The organism is Paenibacillus donghaensis, from assembly GCF_002192415.1.
In the GTDB taxonomy this organism is placed as follows: domain Bacteria; phylum Bacillota; class Bacilli; order Paenibacillales; family Paenibacillaceae; genus Paenibacillus_AQ; species Paenibacillus_AQ donghaensis.
This window is the reverse complement of sequence record NZ_CP021780.1, coordinates 1,623,678-1,641,055: the sequence shown is the minus strand read 5'-3', so window position 1 is coordinate 1,641,055 and position 17,378 is coordinate 1,623,678. Positions and strand designations below refer to the sequence as shown.

Annotated in this window: 18 protein-coding genes and 1 pseudogene; 8 read left to right on the top strand and 11 right to left on the bottom strand. The window is 44.3% G+C overall.

The genetic code is table 11. From position 1 onward, the window contains the following. Positions 1-336: 336 nt before the first annotated feature. From B9T62_RS06870 to B9T62_RS06860, 3 genes and pseudogenes are all read right to left on the bottom strand, one after another. Positions 337-761: pseudogene (locus B9T62_RS06870) on the bottom strand (VOC family protein). 314 nt (positions 762-1,075) lie between these two features. Next, on the bottom strand, positions 1,076-1,249 hold the full coding sequence (locus B9T62_RS38780; RefSeq protein WP_211296419.1) for a hypothetical protein: 174 nt from the start codon (positions 1,247-1,249) through the stop codon (positions 1,076-1,078). A gap of 4 nt (positions 1,250-1,253) precedes the next feature. After that, positions 1,254-2,534, bottom strand: coding sequence for an amidohydrolase family protein (locus tag B9T62_RS06860; RefSeq protein ID WP_087914581.1), 1,281 nt, complete (start codon positions 2,532-2,534; stop codon positions 1,254-1,256). Between the two features lie 181 nt (positions 2,535-2,715). On the opposite strand from B9T62_RS06860, the gene B9T62_RS06855 reads away from it, so the two are divergent. Then, positions 2,716-3,147: a MarR family winged helix-turn-helix transcriptional regulator gene (locus B9T62_RS06855; RefSeq protein ID WP_087914580.1), complete on the top strand. Its 432-nt coding sequence runs from the start codon at positions 2,716-2,718 to the stop codon at positions 3,145-3,147. 382 nt (positions 3,148-3,529) lie between these two features. Continuing rightward, on the top strand, positions 3,530-4,411 hold the full coding sequence (locus B9T62_RS06850) for a GNAT family N-acetyltransferase (RefSeq protein WP_157685491.1): 882 nt from the start codon (positions 3,530-3,532) through the stop codon (positions 4,409-4,411). A gap of 87 nt (positions 4,412-4,498) precedes the next feature. Here B9T62_RS06850 and B9T62_RS38775 read toward each other — a convergent pair whose 3' ends face one another. After that, positions 4,499-4,675 (bottom strand): hypothetical protein, encoded by a 177-nt coding sequence (locus B9T62_RS38775; RefSeq protein WP_157685490.1) that lies wholly within the window; start codon positions 4,673-4,675, stop codon positions 4,499-4,501. Between the two features lies 1 nt (position 4,676). Beyond that, positions 4,677-5,357, bottom strand: coding sequence for a TetR/AcrR family transcriptional regulator (locus B9T62_RS06845; RefSeq protein WP_087914578.1), 681 nt, complete (start codon positions 5,355-5,357; stop codon positions 4,677-4,679). Positions 5,358-5,488: 131 nt separating this feature from the next. On the opposite strand from B9T62_RS06845, the gene B9T62_RS06840 reads away from it, so the two are divergent. Further along, positions 5,489-6,841 (top strand): MATE family efflux transporter, encoded by a 1,353-nt coding sequence (locus tag B9T62_RS06840; protein WP_087914577.1) that lies wholly within the window; start codon positions 5,489-5,491, stop codon positions 6,839-6,841. A 114-nt stretch (positions 6,842-6,955) separates the two neighbouring features. On the opposite strand, the gene B9T62_RS06835 is transcribed toward B9T62_RS06840, so the two are convergent. Next, complete coding sequence (locus B9T62_RS06835) at positions 6,956-7,336, bottom strand: hypothetical protein (protein WP_087914576.1); 381 nt, start codon at positions 7,334-7,336, stop codon at positions 6,956-6,958. Between the two features lie 245 nt (positions 7,337-7,581). Further along, positions 7,582-7,764, bottom strand: coding sequence for a CPBP family glutamic-type intramembrane protease (locus B9T62_RS41435; RefSeq protein ID WP_342746188.1), 183 nt, complete (start codon positions 7,762-7,764; stop codon positions 7,582-7,584). Positions 7,765-8,661: 897 nt separating this feature from the next. Between B9T62_RS41435 and B9T62_RS06825 the strand changes: the two genes are divergently transcribed. Both B9T62_RS06825 and B9T62_RS06820 read left to right on the top strand, forming a co-directional pair. Continuing rightward, on the top strand, positions 8,662-9,000 hold the full coding sequence (locus B9T62_RS06825; RefSeq protein ID WP_157685487.1) for a hypothetical protein: 339 nt from the start codon (positions 8,662-8,664) through the stop codon (positions 8,998-9,000). Between the two features lie 14 nt (positions 9,001-9,014). After that, the gene (locus B9T62_RS06820) at positions 9,015-9,686 is read left to right on the top strand and encodes a class I SAM-dependent methyltransferase (RefSeq protein WP_087914574.1); all 672 of its coding nucleotides are present in this window, start codon (positions 9,015-9,017) and stop codon (positions 9,684-9,686) included. A 281-nt stretch (positions 9,687-9,967) separates the two neighbouring features. Here B9T62_RS06820 and B9T62_RS06815 read toward each other — a convergent pair whose 3' ends face one another. Next, positions 9,968-10,462: a discoidin domain-containing protein gene (locus tag B9T62_RS06815; RefSeq protein WP_087914573.1), complete on the bottom strand. Its 495-nt coding sequence runs from the start codon at positions 10,460-10,462 to the stop codon at positions 9,968-9,970. A 297-nt stretch (positions 10,463-10,759) separates the two neighbouring features. On the opposite strand from B9T62_RS06815, the gene B9T62_RS06810 reads away from it, so the two are divergent. The 3 genes from B9T62_RS06810 (at position 10,760) to B9T62_RS06800 (ending at position 13,694) form a co-directional block, all read left to right on the top strand. Then, positions 10,760-11,104: an AbrB/MazE/SpoVT family DNA-binding domain-containing protein gene (locus tag B9T62_RS06810; protein ID WP_087914572.1), complete on the top strand. Its 345-nt coding sequence runs from the start codon at positions 10,760-10,762 to the stop codon at positions 11,102-11,104. A gap of 50 nt (positions 11,105-11,154) precedes the next feature. Next, positions 11,155-12,816: an ABC1 kinase family protein gene (locus B9T62_RS06805; protein ID WP_157685486.1), complete on the top strand. Its 1,662-nt coding sequence runs from the start codon at positions 11,155-11,157 to the stop codon at positions 12,814-12,816. Between the two features lie 407 nt (positions 12,817-13,223). Further along, positions 13,224-13,694 carry a pyridoxamine 5'-phosphate oxidase family protein gene (locus tag B9T62_RS06800; RefSeq protein ID WP_087914570.1) on the top strand — a complete coding sequence of 157 codons (471 nt, stop codon included), beginning with the start codon at positions 13,224-13,226 and terminating at the stop codon, positions 13,692-13,694. Between the two features lie 128 nt (positions 13,695-13,822). On the opposite strand, the gene B9T62_RS06795 is transcribed toward B9T62_RS06800, so the two are convergent. The 3 genes from B9T62_RS06795 to B9T62_RS06785 all read right to left on the bottom strand — a co-directional run bounded on the left by B9T62_RS06795 (position 13,823) and on the right by B9T62_RS06785 (position 17,279). After that, positions 13,823-14,911: a phosphotransferase enzyme family protein gene (locus B9T62_RS06795; protein ID WP_087920163.1), complete on the bottom strand. Its 1,089-nt coding sequence runs from the start codon at positions 14,909-14,911 to the stop codon at positions 13,823-13,825. Between the two features lie 393 nt (positions 14,912-15,304). Beyond that, positions 15,305-16,069, bottom strand: a complete 765-nt coding sequence (locus tag B9T62_RS06790) for a sigma factor-like helix-turn-helix DNA-binding protein (protein WP_245864370.1) — start codon at positions 16,067-16,069, stop codon at positions 15,305-15,307. Positions 16,070-16,085: 16 nt separating this feature from the next. Beyond that, the gene (locus tag B9T62_RS06785) at positions 16,086-17,279 is read right to left on the bottom strand and encodes an NAD(P)/FAD-dependent oxidoreductase (RefSeq protein ID WP_342746159.1); all 1,194 of its coding nucleotides are present in this window, start codon (positions 17,277-17,279) and stop codon (positions 16,086-16,088) included. Positions 17,280-17,378 lie beyond the last annotated feature (99 nt).

Sequence of the window (17,378 nt, the reverse complement as noted above, 5' to 3'; positions counted from 1 at the left end):
CTAAAATAATCAACACTACTAATGAGTTCATTGATGTTAGGAACAACATCAGGCTGTGAAGACGAATTCAACCGAACATGAAACGAGTATGAAATGGAAAAGCATCTGAAAATCCTGCATTGTTGTAAGTCCTACCAAACAACAAGAGGATATGACAGATGCCACTTCAGTATATCAACGAAATGCTTGGATTACCAGAGATACAGCTTCATAATATCGTCTATATGGATGCCCGAGAATTTCATCTGGAAGCATCGCAGTAGCCTACAAACAACCTTGCGCTATCTGCCATTCGGAACAAGTTATGAAGCGTATTGGCCGCAAATCCAAGATCATCTATGCCAAATGAAGCTCAGTAAAAATTTGAAAGGTCACGCCGAATTTATCCGTTACATCAGCAAATCCAGGGCTGAAAGGTTCATCTTTAAACGGCATATTGACTTGACCTTCTTGCCGCAAGGCTTCATAAATTCGTTTTGATTCTTCTACGTCGTTCGTTGTAATGCAGATGGTTACCCGTTTCCCGTTTTCAATAGGCGAACCGCCTGGAGCATCCGAAAACATGAGTTCCGTTACAGCGACTTTTAACTTGGCGTGCGCTACAAGACTCTTCAGATCGTCAGTGAACGTATTGGGCATGTCCGGCATTTCACCGTAAGTAACCATGGAGAGGATTTCTGCACCGATGGCTTGTTCATAAAACTGAATGGCTTCCTTACGCGTTCCTCCAAAGTAATATAAGGGGTAAATTTTACCGTCATAAGATTGTTCCTCCTCGAGTTTTGATTCGATTGTGATTCATAAGTATAGACGATCCGGCCACCGTAAAATCATCGGTATATCAAAAAATCCTGCTTCGCGTCCAAACCTGTCGGCAATCCAAATCGAACAAATAAATCGGAGTCAATGAAATGATGGATATGAGCTATCTTACCTTTTTCCATCTCGAGGATATGAATGCTCCATGGAGCCAGCAACCCATCTCTTCTGGTAAACACCCGCTTGGCCGAGAAACGATCCGAGAACCATCCCGCCAACGGGATGACGGCCGACATGGCCAACGTATACGCGGTAATCACCCATTGAACAGTGCCTGGGTATCGAACGACTGAACCAGCTTAGGTACAGCCATGTTCATGACCGTACTATCCAGGATAACCAGGAACATGCCAGCAGCGACAGTCATTGATATTGGTAAAATCTTTCGCAATGAAAATTCAGCTTGTGCGTTCTGGAATTGCGCCATCATGATTTCAGACCTTCGCCATTTTTTGAATACCGCGCTGCCATACTTCACGGATCGATAACGTATCCGAAATATGGGTTGTCGGGTCGCCGTCAATTAACACCAAGTCAGCTCTTGCCCCTTCCACAATACGTCCGCGGTCATCCAGGTCGAAGCGGCGAGCCGTCTTCGAAGTTGCTGACTGAAGGGCTTCTACAGGCGTGAATCCCGCTTCCACCAATAGCTGCATCTCGTGGTGTACGCTAACTCCATGGGCAAGCCCGCCCAGCGTTGGAACCGGGACAGAGACATCCGTACCCACAAGAATGTCTACACCTGCGTGGTGAAGGTCCATCACGTTCCGATAGTTGTCTTCCATACTGCCTTGCGGGTAGGTATTGAAGCTGGCATTCAGAGTATCGATCCATTCCGGACTAAGCTTGGAACTCACAAGCGGATCTCCCGCCATTTCCGATGCGGGTTTACCGATAATCGAGGAGTTCAAGACGAGACATGGCGTAACAAAGGCTCCAGCCTCCGCAATCATTCTCACCAGATCCGGAGTCGTTTCAGGGCGGTCGATGAATAAGTGAGCGAGTCCCTCGACTCCGACTTCTATTGCTTGCCGGGAGGATTCCGCAGTCAATACATGGGCAATCGCAATCTTGTGATGCCGATGCGCTTCCTCTACAGCTGCTCTCAGAATGTCCTGGCTTAAGACAGGCAGTCCAGGCGCTGCTAATACTGTCCCTTCTTCGATCATAATCTTGATATAGTCGGCTCCGTCTCTAACCTGTTCACCCACGAATGCTATAGCTTCGTCCCGGGTCGATACCGCAGGAGCCTCCCCATGATCATGTGCATGAGCGGCCAGCAGGGCATTTCGATCTTCCTCGCTCATCTTCTCCAATTCCTTCAGTACAAAATCCGGAATTTCCCCATCCCCAGGCATGAGTTCATCAGGATGCCCACCGGGAGGTGTGACCCCCATTCCTGCAGAACGTACGTCAGCAATATCCTCGATCCCTTTCAATTGTGCCTCGCGGCCATTTTTCGTGAACCCGCCCATCATTTCCAGTTCCGTCGTAACTCCGAATTGTAGAGCGTCCCGCAGGCCATCTACGGAAGTGTGAACGTGCGCATCGATCAGACCAGGAAGCAAAGTCCCTCCTTCAGCATCGATAATGATCGCATGTTCCGGTATTTCACCACCCACCGATATGATCTTTTCACCTTCGATCAGGACCGTTCTTTCTCCAATCACTTTCTCGCCGTCAAAAATACGCGCATTAATAATTGCAGTAATCATTGTATTTCCCTCCTGTAATGGAATGTTATTTGTTTATAGATAGAAATATAACAGTTAGAATTCTAATTGTCAATAATCTAATTAAATGGTTTATAGCTATATGAAGTTGACAGTAACTCATCTAACTATTAAGATTGCTTATAATTAGAATTCTAACTATATGACAGGAGTCGGCTGCAGGATGACAGAACAAACTTTTCATACCCCCTATTCGGATTTGATTGTAACTATCGGAATGAAAATTAGAAGCATGGCAAATACCCGATTGTCAGAACTGGATCTGAACGCTCAGCAGGGGCGGATGATGGGCTACATTTTTGAAAATCAGGATAACGGTGTGATCCAGAAGGATTTGGCCGACCATTTTAACCGTAAGGGAGCCACCATCACCAGCATGCTTCAAGGGCTGGAGAAAAAGGGGTACATTAAACGGGTAATCCCGGAAGATAACGAGCGGCAAAAAAAAATATACTTATTGAAAAAGGGGAGTGACCTCGTCGAGGAATTCAACGAAATATTCATGGAAGTAGAAAAAAGCATTACCCGGGGTCTTAACGAAAAAGAAACCGAGACCTTCATGAAATTATTAATCAAAGTAAAAGCGACCATGTAGCAAGTAAAAAACGATCTACGAGACGATCAGGCCGAGCCTATCCTACGAGCTTGTGCGTACCCGGATGGTAAAGTTGAGGGCTGTACGCAGTCACTCCTCCTTTCCCTTCCAGCACAAGCAACGTCGGCGCAGGAATCTTATTCAGAGGCTATTTCCCCTGAAATTTTCGCCCTACTTGTGATACGGTTCACCGTGCTGGCTGAAGCGGCAAGTTTTGTTTAATATGTTCTCTACATAGATTACATGAAAATTTCATGATACCCTATCTTATATAATGATGGAGGAGGACATATCGAAGTGATAGTTGCTACTCCAATCAACAAGAATTGTCAGGCCTATCCTTCCAGCATATATGACCTATTATTAAATCCGAAGGAAAAACATGAAGATCACATTAAGAAGGTATAGATTACTTTCCGATTTCGAAAGAGTCTCTCAGTTCATGCGATTAAACTTCAACAAATATCAGTTGGGTGGTAATGTCCCGCAGCCTTTTTGGGAGTATGCGCATACACATCCTTATTTTGAACATTCTCTAACACACCGATTCGGTATTTGGGAGGAGAACGAAGAAATGGTAGGTGTAGCTTGCTATGAAATGAACATTGGCGAATGCTACTTTTCAACCAAAGAAGGATATGATTTTTTAAAACAAGAAATGGTTGAATATGCAGAGACAGAGCTATCTAAGAGATCATCTGACCAATACAGCCTGGATGTTAGGGTATATGACTATGAAGAAGAACTAATAAAATTGCTTGTCCAAAAAGAATATCACAAGACATACAGTGAGCCGATCCGAGTTTACAATTACGTTTCAGGTTTTTCCACGCGCACATTACCCGAGGGATTCACTTTCATCACTTTAGAAAATGAAAATGACCTGCGTAAAATTAACGATGTATTGTGGCGGGGATTCAACCATGGTGACGAGCCTGACGATGACCTTGATTCCAGACTGCTCATGCAGAGTGGACCACATTTCAGAAAGGACCTTACCGCAATTATAAAAGCTCCCAATGGAGAGTACGCCTGTTTTGCCGGAATGTGGGTTGATGGTATGAACGATTTTGCATATCTTGAACCACTCGCTACAGCTCCGCGATATCGCAGTTTAGGGCTGGCAACTGTAGCCGTAACCGAGCTAATGAAACGCACTGAACAGCTGGGGGCTACATATTGTTTCGGAGGTGCCCCCGACTTCTATCCCAAAATCGGGTTTGAAACCGCCTGCCACCGGGAAATGTGGTCAAAAACATGGTAGCCGTCAGACATACAGGAGCGACAATTGACAAAGCGGATATGGTCTGCCATATTCCCACTTCTCTCTCGGAATTTAACCGTTAGTTTCTCATTCCTTCACCTGCTTCCACCCGTATTTGGGTAGGGGCTTTTTTTCGCACAGCAAAAAATCATAGGCAAGACGCATCGTTCCGACCGTAGTGATCGACTGCTTTGTAATTTTAGGGTAAACGGTAAGCCCCAGCGAAACCGCCCATCCGATAACCGGATGAGCGGTTTTGTACATACTACTTCTCCTGCTCCTTTATCACCTGCTCAATCCCGAGCAGAATCAGCTTCAGGCCGAACTCAAACGCCCCATCGGTCCCCATTAGCTCGAACAGCCCGTTCGTAAACATCCTCCTGAACAGTCCCGCATCTGTCTCGCTCATGGAATCCAGGACCCGAATCAGCTCCTCACCCGGAGGTGCTCCCTGGTCTTTAAGGATCGCAGAGACATTGTGCTCATGCTGATAATTGTCTAGAACGAAGTAGAAGACATAGTTCACAAGCGTAGTAACCACTTGCATTTTCTGCGCTTGCGCAAGCGGCGTCGATTCCACGCAGAGCAGCATACGGTTGGTGAACCGGATGATGTCCGGTTCGTGGGGCAGCGTCATCATCATGAGCTGCGTAGAGCAGGGATATCGGCTGAGCACGCTCCGTACTGTTACCGCAAGCCCTGTCAGTTGCTCCTTCCAATCCCCCTCGGAGTGGAACTCCTCCAGAATCACCTTCGATACCTGATTGGCCAGGCGCTGGTAAAGATTCTGTTTGCTCTTGAAGTACCAGTACAGGGAGGGAGCCTGAATCCCCAGCCTGTCGGCCAATCGTCTCATGCTGAATTTCTCGATGTCCTCCTCTCCAAGAAGCTCCCACGAGGCTTCCAGAATCCTGTCCTCTGAAATTTGAGGCTGCTGCTTTTTCATCGTTATCCGCCCTTTATCTAACAGTGTAAGTTTATGCTTTACAGGTTTATAGGTTCATGATATCATCTAACACTGTAAGGTTCAATCTAACACCGTTAGATTGGATAAAATAAAGAAAGTGGTGATCCAACATGGATGCAGAAAACCTTTATTACTTTGAAAAAGCACCGGTCGCAAAGGCCGTAGCTCACTTCGCTATACCGATGATGCTAGGCACATCAATGAATGTCATATACTCCATCTTGAATGCCTATTTCCTTGGTACACTCCATAATACTGCTATGTTAACCGCACTCGCGCTAACCTTGCCGCTATTCGCAATCATTATGGCGCTGGGCAACTTGATTGGCATGGGCAGCGGTACCTACATCTCCCGTATGCTAGGAGAGAAAAAGTATGATGACGTAAAGCAAGTGTCTTCATTCGCTTTTTACAGCAGCTTAGTTCTCGGTCTTATCGTGATGGCCGTGGGTCTCCCGTTGATCGATCCCATCGTTCATGGCCTGGGGGCAACGCCTGACTCCTTCGGATTCACGAAGGACTATGTCACTATTATGCTTATGGGTTCACCATTCGTCGTATTATTCTTCACGCTGGAGAATATCGTGCGCTCGGAGGGTGCAGCCATCACGTCGATGATCGGTATGATTCTAAGTGTTGTTGTAAATATCATTCTCGATGCACTCGTCATCTTCGTGTTCCATTGGGACGTGATCGGCGTTGCGTCAGCTACGGTCATTTCTAACTTGGTTGCGAGTGTATACTACGCCCTCCATATGGGATATAAAAGCCAATTTTTAACTGTCTCCGTAAAATGGTTCAAGGCTACCAAAGACATTCTGGGCAATGTATTCAAAATCGGGGTTCCCGTCTTTATTATGAGCATCTTTTTGGGGGCAATGTCGCTTATCTTCAACCATTTTCTTGTCGAATACGGGGATTCAGCCGTAGCGGCTTACGGAATTTCATCACGTTTATTGCAATTTCCTGAGTTTATTCTAATGGGCTTATGCGAGGGGGTCGTGCCGCTCATTGCCTTCTCTTTTACAGCGGATAAATTGCGCATGAAGAATACCATTGGATTTACGACCAAAGTGATTGTGGGGTTAGCAGCCGTATTCGGCATCATCGTCTATTTAGTTTCCGACCATTTAATTGGTCTATTTACAAATGACCCGCAATTAATTGAAATGGGCAGCTACATTCTGCATGTGACGTTCTTATCCTTGTTCATTACAGGAATGACCACTTTGTTTACCGGGGTCTTCCAGGCAACAGCACAAGGAACAGCCGCGTTTATTATGTCAATTATTCAAGGAGTTACGCTGATTCCTGTGCTTTATATCGCCAATCAAATGAACGGCTTCCACGGGGTGGTCTGGTCGATTGTCATTGCGGATGCCGCCGCATTCCTTGTCGGTGCCGTCATGCTGTATGTTCTGCGGAACAAATTGCAGCCGGAATTGGATAGTTTGGTACAGTAGAAATTATATAACAGCCAGATCAGCCAACCTTGGAGTTCTGCCGCCTCTTTAAAAAAAGAAGGTGCGAGAAGCCGGTTCATCACCGGACGCTTTTCGCACCTTCGCTTTTTTTGCCTAAATCAATGCGTTGAAATGGCCCTCTGAGTTTACCGTCGCCGTCCGGGGATCGGTCAGACCGACGCCCTTGAGGCCTCCCTTTCCTTCAGTCCGCCAGAGCGGAAGATGGTCTTGAAGCGGAGGAGCTAGTACAAAATCGACCGGGGTGCTACTCCCACTTTTCTGTACCATTTGGGCCTCCATCAGTCGAATTTGCCGCTGCAGCTGCTCCCGGCGATAAGGAGTCCGCATCTCTCCGCCCTGCGCTGCATTCACCTTGTCCAGTTCCATCAGCAACCGGTTCCGCTGCTTCTCCAGAGAACTGACATCGCTTTGTGTGCCACCGTAAGCTGCAATGGCCTGTACCGGACTGATGCCTGATACTGTCTGTGCCGCCATGATCTGTCCCTCCGTTTCCTTGGCTCTTACTCCAAATTCAGCCAAATTTGAAAGTTCTAATCATGTCTATTACCCGGCCACCCCCGCCATGACAACATCCCAAACGCATATCGAAAAAAAATCGTCGCATAGTCTCAGTCGGCCGCTTGTTCGACCATACTAAAGACCCATCGAGGACCTGTAAAAGTCCCTTGCAAGTTCTTGAATACCTCCGCTCCCTTTTTTAAACGGGATTACGGTACGGTTCACAATAACATCACTAAAGCTATTACATCTGTAAAGTTAGCCAAGCAATGTACGAATATTCCCAATTTCAAAGAATCTTTTTTGTATACCAAATAAAATAATGGTGAAAATGCCACAATTCTTGCGACTATAAGCCAAGGAGACCAGAAATGATAAACTGCAAATAATACGAGATTGACCAGTACATGATTGAGGTTGGCAGAAACGAACCTTCCGTCAAAAAAATTTTTGACCTTTGCAAAGGGCTAAAAATCAAGCCGTTCAACTTTTTCAAAATGGTTGAGGTGGAGTATGAGAAAGCGCGAGAGAACGAGTGAATGTAAATAAGAGCAGGACATAGGGCTGTTGACCTGTGTTCCGCTCTTGTCGTTATATTGCGATATCATCCATTATAGGGTATAAGCACCTCATGAGACTCATCTACGAAAAAACGGGAAGGATACCCCTTGAATAAAGTTGGAACTCCTTCATCAAATGCTTGATTAAGGCTTGCAGCGTACTTATCATAACCCGAGTCAAGCAGCCAAATGTAGCATCTCGCTCCCCATTCATGATCTCTTGATAAATCATCATCATAACCTAGGACATCCGAGCCATAACCAATTAATCCAGCAGCATGTTTTTCCAATAGTTGCGGGAAACGTTTGGCTATTATTGGCCTTACGATCTCCCAATAAAACCCTCACTTAAGTCGAAACCCTTCATTCGTGAACTCCATCCTATGTAGCTGTGCGCACCACAATTTTTTTACCGGTAACCTAATGCTAACACTTCGCCCAGAAATTACTAGAATATTTTTTTGGATTCTGTTATCATTTAGATTGAAGTCTTGGTGCAATATTGAAGTCCCATATTTACTCTAGAAGCCGGATATTGTTCCAGGCTTTTTTCTATTGAACTAATCATTGAACACCTGCTAAAGAATATTTGTGAGGGAGAGGGTAATATGGAGTTTAGAAGGGTATTTGACACGATTCCTGAGAAATTTGACAAATGGCGTCCTCATTATGGCAATGATGTTTTTGCTGACATCATCAAGAAACACAGTTTGATCTAATATATTCTGCTGCTGCAATGCAGTGGATACAGAAGAAATTGGCGTCTCACGATCCTTTGAGCTTTTGAAAACTGGCGGTACTCTTGCAATGATGTTGATGTACGGTGATTATAGAACGCCTAACGAAGCCTTATATAATAAAATACAAAAAGTATATAACGATTACTTTCGCACTGAAACTCCATATACACAAAAGTTAACGTACGAGAATGTTGTCAATTATGGATTTGTTGATTTTGAACGTCGTGAATTCTATAGTGGACGGGAGTTCACAGCAGATGAATATGTTGAGTATCTTGGTACACATTCTGATCATATGATGAAGACGGCAGATTTTTTAGAGATAACGGACATCAAGTAGAATGGATAACTTCTATGATATATTTTGAAAAACTCTTTAAAAAAGGGGCATACATCCTTGATGGTTGTGCAGGAACAGGGAATTATTCATTTAAACTGGCAGAGTTGGGGTATAAGGTAATAGCCGGAGATATTGTTCCTCATAATGTTGATATTATAAGAGGTAAGCAAGATAAAAAGCCAATTTTGGCTGATATTTATACGGGAAGTATAACTGATTTATCACATTTCGAAAGCGAAACATTTGATGTTGTTTTGAATATGGGAGCATTTTATCATATCGGTAACGAAGAAAGAAAGCTTGCAATGAAAGAATGCTTACGTGTGTTAAAACCAAAAGGACTTTTGGCTATTTCATATATTAACAACACAGCAAATTCAGTACTGAACATACGCGATAGACTTGAAAATATGGAAGATGTACTTACTTGGTATAATAACAAAACAAAGGATGGTATATTCCTACATATGTCTCCACTAGAAATCGAACAAATCGCAAAAGTCTATAATACAGAAATAGTTGCTCATATTGGAACAGATGGGATCGGATATCTTCTTTCGAATAAAATAAATGAGGCTAATCAGGAAGATTTTGAACAATGGATTCAATTTCATTTGCAAACTTGTGAAGATAAAGGTTTATTAGGCTATAGTTTGCACGGATTAGCTTTTTTGCAAAAAATGTAGCATCCCCAAGTAGAGCAACCGGATATTGACTACAACAATGCGCTCCTACACCGGCCTATAGCTGGTAAAGGAGCGCATTGTTCGCTTATTAAAAGACATTTTTCCAAAATGTTCACAAATCATGCTAACACCCTAACATGATCATTCTGATGCGAGTTTTTCTCAAAAAACTTGCCGCTACTTATGATACGGTTCAGCGCGCTGTCTATAACGGCAAGTTTTAAGGCCATCCCTATGCATTCTTCAATTAAATTCCTTTGCGCCCCCCATACGTCACAATATTAGGGTGTAACACTTGGTCCGTAGACCTCGAACTCATAGATTCTTGCCGCAGGGTTTGTGGTTTGCGTAGGCGTCGTAACGTTCAACTTGATATATCTTGCTGATACTGAAGCGATATTGTCTACCGTCACGCTTTTTGTATTATTGGCCACTTTGACTACTGTGCTCCAATCCGTACCATTAATACTGACCTGAATATTATAAGCTTTCGTGTTATATGAAGTGGTCTCTCCGCCTTCCGCTGCGTGCTTGATGACGAATTGATTCACTTGCTTCACAGAGCCAAGATCGATCTGCAGTGAGCGGTTGCTGGACTTGGAGCACCATTTGCTATCGTTGATGACGCTGCCTTCCACAGCTTTGGCCGCAGTTTGCGAGGCGTTGCACGTACTGTCAACCGTCGCAGGTCTATTCAATGCTAAATTCGGAGAACTCACAATTATCGTGTACGTAACCTTATTCGTTCCGGATTTCGAGGTCACGATGATCTTCATGCCCCAGGTAACCTCTTATCTTCGCTGTGATCCTTTTCTTTCCCTGACTAAGGCCTGACCCTTCCATCATTCGTGCCCCTTTCTCCTACCCTAAAGATTACGGACTTTGCACCATTCATAATGGTATTCACACAAACGCGGAAGAATGCTTGTTTATCGCGGATCTAGAACAGTATTTTTAGACGAATTTCAGACAAATAACGGTTTGTAGCCTTTAGTCAACACAATCATTGAAAATATGATTAGTATGAAATATCATACTAATATGTAGATTGATTATCAAAGGAGAGATTTATAATGCAGCATAAAAAAGAAAACAGTCATGGATTCGGGCACGGCAAAGTGCTGGGAACAACATCAATGGGTGAGAGAGGACAAATTGTTATTCCTAGAGAAGCAAGGGAAGAACTTGATATCAAGCCAGGTGAGAAATTCATCGTTTTCGGGAATAAGCGCAAGGGCGCTGTCATTCTGGTCAAAGCAGAAATGTTCAACAAATTTGCAGATTTCTTCATGAGCGCTTCGAAAAAGTTTGAAAGTATGGCCCAGGCGATCTTTGATAAAAACACTACAAATTCAGAAGAAGATGATGATGAACCTGAGGTGGATGAAAGAGGACCAGAGGTAGATAAAAAAGAATGAGCGAATTCTTTAAATTAATGAAGGATGTCCGGTTCAGGAGAACCATGCGGATGATTTTTAAGTTCGTCTGGGATTTCTGGTGGCTGGGCAAGCAAAAGTATTTTATTTCGGGGCGGCGCTTAGAAGCAAAAACAAAAGCCTTATACCGCAAACAGGCAACGTATTTCACGAAGACCGCCATGGACATGGGTGGGTTAATTATCAAGCTTGGGCAGCATGTTAGTGCGCAAGTGGATATTTTGCCGAAGGAAATTCTTGATGAATTGTCAAAGCTGCAGGACTCCGTAGATTCAGTAGATTTTGCCGAGATACAGCAAAAGGTAGAGAGTGAACTCGGAGTATCCATTAGCGAGATCTTTGCTGAGTTCAGTACAACTCCTATCGCAGCGGCTTCCTTAGGACAGGTACATCGGGCGACATTACGAACAGGTGAAGAAGTCGCAGTGAAAGTGATGCGTCCCGGGGTCGAGGATATTATTGCAATTGATTCGAAATCCATTCAAATTGCTGTTCGTTTATTGAAACTCCAGCCCAAGATCGCAGCATTCATGGATCTCGATGCGGTGTATGATGAGTTCTACGACACTGTTATGGATGAGCTCGATTATCAAAAAGAGGGGCGAAATGCAGAAGAATTTCAGCTGCAGTTTATCCATCGGGAGGATATCGTTGTTCCAGGCATTCATTGGTCCTATACCACTTCAAAAGTGTTAACCATGGAGTTTTTGGAAGGTGTAAAAATCAATGATTTTGCCCAGCTTGATGCTTGGGGTGTGGATCGGACTACATTAGCGAAGTCATTGCTGGAGATTTTTGTAGAACAGATTCTGGTAGAAGGTTTCTTTCACGCAGACCCGCACCCGGGAAATGTTCTCGTGCAGCCTGACGGCACCATAGCATTAATCGATTACGGAATGGTCGGACGAATTGCCGATGATATGAAGACGCAAATGGTCGCACTTCTAATGGCCGTGTATTTAAAAGATGCTCACGGCGCAATCGATGCCCTTACCCGTTTGAGATTTTTAAGAAGGAATGTGGATTTAGAGGTATTTTCAAGGAACCTCACGTTATTATTTGAACAAATAAACGGTGATACGTTTGACCTTAATTTCGTGACGTCAGGTGACAATGCTGAAGAACTGCGTGATTTCCTCTACTCTCAGCCCTTTCAGTTACCGGCAAATACAACATTTTTGGGAAAAGCGATGGCCACGGTGTATGGACTTTGTCTAGGCCTGGACCCTGAGCTCGATTTGATTGGGACTGCTAAGCCTTACATCCAAGAGGTTGTGCTTAACGATCTGCGGGGAAGTGTCTTTTCCACCTTCGTAGATGAAGGCAAGAATCTTCTAAAAGGAATCCTTCCTACGACAAAAAAGTTCATATCTGCAGTAGATAAAATGGATAGCGGAGATTTACGGGTGAAGCTATCGGGCTCTTTTGAGAAAAAATTGATAGATACGCAAAATAAAAATACACAGCGGATTATTGCAACAATCATTGGAGCAGTATCCCTTCTGACTGCGGCAAACCTGTGGAATGAAGTGAATCATATCGTTTCTTATGTGCTCGGCACGTTGGGGCTGCTCATTATGCTAAGCCAACTCAAAACGAGAGAACGCCTCCGTGATGTAAGACATGCCAGGCAGATGAAAGCCATGCGTGAACATAGCAGATTGGAAAAGCCGAAGTTTCATTCCCATAAATAACTGCCCAAGCTCAACAACTATATGTTTACAGTTCGACGCCGAAATAATCAGGGTCATCCTTTGCGGGATGGCCCTTTTGTTGTCACGATGACTATTACTTCATCTGCCCTTTCAATCCATACATTTTAATCCAATCAACCTGCCAATTGCATACAACAATGAAGAAACGGAGAGGTAGCGCCCCAACATCTCCGTAGGAATTATGGTTAGCCGATAGCAGCTGCGTCAGCACCCCATTCAAAACCAGGGAAGCACGTATATCACGTGTAAATACGGAAGCCACCTATGTCGAGCAGAGAATTATAATAGCGATTTAATATTTTATCGTATTATTCTTCACATGCACTAAGATTTCACAATGATAAGCTTAATAATGTATGCCTTATGACACTTTAGGAGGTAATATAATGAGCAAGTACGACGAAGCCATGAAGCTGCTGGAAGAACAAGTGGGTAACAAGGACGGCCTGATCTCTCTGTCCACCATCGCGCTGGAACCGGGGGCCAATGGCAAAAGCCGTCCCGCCTCCCGCATTGTGGACGCCTATTATGAGGACGGCGCGTTCTACACCGTTACTTACGCGACTTCAGGCAAGATGCAGCAGATCGCCCAAAACCCCGAAGTCGCCGTTTGTATCATCGTCGAGAACTTTACGGCCGATGGTATCGGTCAAAACCTGGGCTGGGTATGTGACGAGAAAAACGCGGAGATGATGACAAAGCTGCGCACAATATTCGCCGATTGGTATAACGAAGCCAATAACGACGAAGACCCTAACACATGCCTGCTGCGCATTCGCCTGACAAAGGGCCTGTGGAATGACGCCCATAAAGGGATCAGAAATGAGATTGATTTTGTCAATAAGACGGCAAATTAAGTGGTCTATGTGGTTCGCCTTATTGGATTAATGTGAAGTAGACAACATAACAGTTCAAATAAATACACCTACAAAGAATCAATCCAAATTCTTTGTAGGTGTACATCATAATGGGTTTCAGGTCTGGGCTATATATTTCGTTCCTCATACTCAAAGGGTTCTTCACAAGAGTAAATGTCATGGAAAAAACCGAAATACGGGATATCGTCTTCCAGGCATTTTATATAATACGACAGCTCCTGATCACACTCCGGCCCTTCGCTGTTGTTTCTCATTACCTCGAATGCATCTATAATACCCTCCATGAGGTTTGCTTGAATAAGCAAGGGCAATATATTCAACATCGAATGATCAAGCCTGGTTTCGGATCTGTATCCCGCGAGGACTCTTTCAAAATAATCCTCCATAAACTTTTTACGTTTACCGGCGTCTGGTTCAGATTGTATCCAGCCCATTCCGTTTCCCCAGATACTGGCCAAGTCAAACATATACCAACCGAAACAAGAATTATCGAAATCATAAACGGTTATTTGCCCGGTATCAAAATCTATAAAATAATTCCCATCGTTGTAATCAAAATGAATCATACCGAACGAATCATGGTTCCTGTCCAACCCTTCCAAGGTTTTAAGGAGCCCTAACAACTTCTCTTTAAGCAAAGATAAAGAGCTGGGTATCAGTTTATCGATATATTCGGCATTGTATTTATCAAAAAAACTGTACCGGGGATGGACTGGAGCATACCCTTTCGACAATTGGTGCAGCTTCCCCAGAACTTTACCGCAGTTATAATAGTATTCAGAAAGAGGAACGCCTTCCCGATACCGATAATGATTATCCACAATCATTTTCCCTCTAGCCTTTTCAAACAGGCAGACAAAAAAGGTGTGATTATTATGAGTTATCTCTTCCAGCAGATTCCCCTTTCGGGAACTGACTACATTCGAGACACTACCGCCATGCTCGAATAAATACCTGACATACTCAAGTTCACCTAGAATATCTTCCCGGCTTCTGTCATTTAAGAAGGCGATTCTGAGTATTTTTGCATCGGTGCCTTCCTTCACACAGGTATAAACGACATTACGCCCTCTCTTATGTTCCTTAACCGGCTTAATTTCATAGCCTTCTAATCCGTACAACTCTGATACAAATGGAAGTAAATTTGCATCACTGATTTTAACAACCTCGTTATAATTTATAATATCTCCTCCAATCAAAATTCTTGCAACTACTTCCCACACTGAAATTACTACAGAAGAAACACAAAAAATGGATATTACTTCTGTGAGGCTAAAGGATAACCACCTTGTTATGCATTGATATATCACTCCTTCTGCCGTATATTATACCTAAAAACCCCTTTTAAACTCTAGGGAGACTTTTTATATAATAAAACTCGCTTTTAAAGCCTGAAACCCGCCTTTGATTCCTCCGTTTTTTAGAGTTAATATTTCAACGAATGTTTCATTTGGGATGAGACTACCCCAAACCCATGTCGCTCAATATGCTATAGCAGGCTCCTACACGTTTCGATCAAAAAACCTGTCCCTACTTATGATAAGGTTCTCCATAACGGTTCTAACGGCGATTTTTTTCAAATCCTCCTTTCATTTCAATAAATGCCTCAGCTTATCTGGGTTCCTAACAAAGTATAAGTTGCGAATCGAATTTCTCTCGACATGCATGAGCGCAACAGTTACGATGCCCTCTCCTGAACGGACAACAAGTCCTGTTTGGCCATTTATATCCCTCATTTCTACATGCACGCCTCCTTCGTAATGAGGAGTCTTACGAATTAAGCCGAGAAGGAACCGGGCGACGAGATCGCGCGATTCAATAGGATGGACGGCGGCGAAGGCTTTACCCCCTCCATCTGAGACCAACACGACATCTTTGGCGAGCATGGATACAACCATATCCACGTTACCCTGTTCGAGAGCCGCTAGGAGTCGCCGGACCCACTCTTCGCTTGCTGCTTCGGGATTGACTGGTTCATCGGGGGTAATCCCCATCTTTCCTCTCGCACGGCTGATCAGCTTGCGGCAATTCGCTTCGCTTTTGCCAACGAGCTCAGCAATATCAGCATATTCAAAGCCGAGCGCCTCACGAAGCACGAACACTGCCCGTTCCGTAAGGGACAGCCTTTCAAGCAAAACGAGCATAGCATAAGACAGCAGCTCGCCTTGAACAACCGATTCAAACGATTCATCATTCGGAGTAAGAAGGGGCTCAGGAAGCCATTGTCCAAAATACTGTTCCCGCCGCTTACGCGCCGAATTGAATAAATCCCGACAGCGATTAGTTACCATTTTGCACAAATATGCTTTAGGTTCAACCAATCGTTCCAGCTTTAAAATTCCATCCTTTTCCACTAACCCTCTGTTTACATTATTTTAACAGACTTGCCGAATCCCATGTGAATTTCCTTATTCGCCAACCCAGCTTTCCTGTAAAAATAATATCTAACCCCCATTGATGTGTCCATACCATTCCCTGCTCCGGACCTAAGGCAAAACAAAAAAAGTAAATAAATTCCTTATGTGGGGGTGTTGGATGCCCTGCAATATCCGCCGACAAAATCTTTCCAAGCCTTGCTGCTTGGGCGGTCGCTTCCTTACACGTCTTCCCATCCACCCGTCCGCTAGCAGGGTCTACAATTCGCGCGCAGTCGCCGATACTGTATACACCCTGGGCCCCTTGAACCCGATAACTTGCATCTACGATCACGTATCCTTCCGGAGTGATCGGCAGCCCGATGCTTTGCAGCATTGGGTTGGGTAACAGCCCCAGCGTCCAGACACATAGGCCAACGGACATCGTCTCGCCGTTAGATAAAGTTAACGCTCCCTCTTTCTCCTGTAATACCCTACTCCCATGTAAGGTAGTTACTCCGCAAGCGTCAAGTGAACGTTCCAGTTTAAGCCCTACCTTTGCCGGGCCTGCTGGGAAAAGCCTCTTATTCGCGTTAAATAATTTTATCCTTACAGCACTCGGGTCAAGTCCCAATAATACCGCATCTTCACGAATAAAATAAGCTAGTTCGGCAGATGTCTCGATGCCGCTTATGCCCGCTCCAACAACGGCAATGGTCATTAATCTCTGACGTTCTTTCGCGCTTTTTTCCTTTACGGCTTCCTTTATATTCGCGCGCCACGCCTCTCGGATCTTCCACGCAGCGTCTAAACTCGCTAATGCCATACCTCCTTGATCAGGGTCGGGTTGCCGCACGACGCTGCCCACCGCCAAAACGAGGAAGTCATATTTTATCGAATTCTTATTTCCTTCAGCATCCTGACAAAGTAGCCTTCTTTCCCCTGATTCGATTTTCGTTACAGTAGCCTGAACGAATTCAACCCCCTCGGGAAATAACCTAGTCAGAGGGATAGTAATATCTTCATCTCCGACCGCGGGCTTAAAAAGCAATACTTTGCGAAAGTGATAAGGGTTCTTATCGATTAAAATAAGTCGGAGTGTTCGTTTACTTGCTTGACCCTTAAATGTTTTCCGAATCGCTTTAACTGCATTAATACCTGCATATCCTCCGCCAATAACGATGCATGTCAATCCTTTTATTGCAACCACTCCTTATTCCGTTTGCATATAAAACGAGATACGGGGTCGTTTTGTGACAACAACGATATGTCGATGACTGCCGATTATCTGTGCTTGAAAAATTCTGCC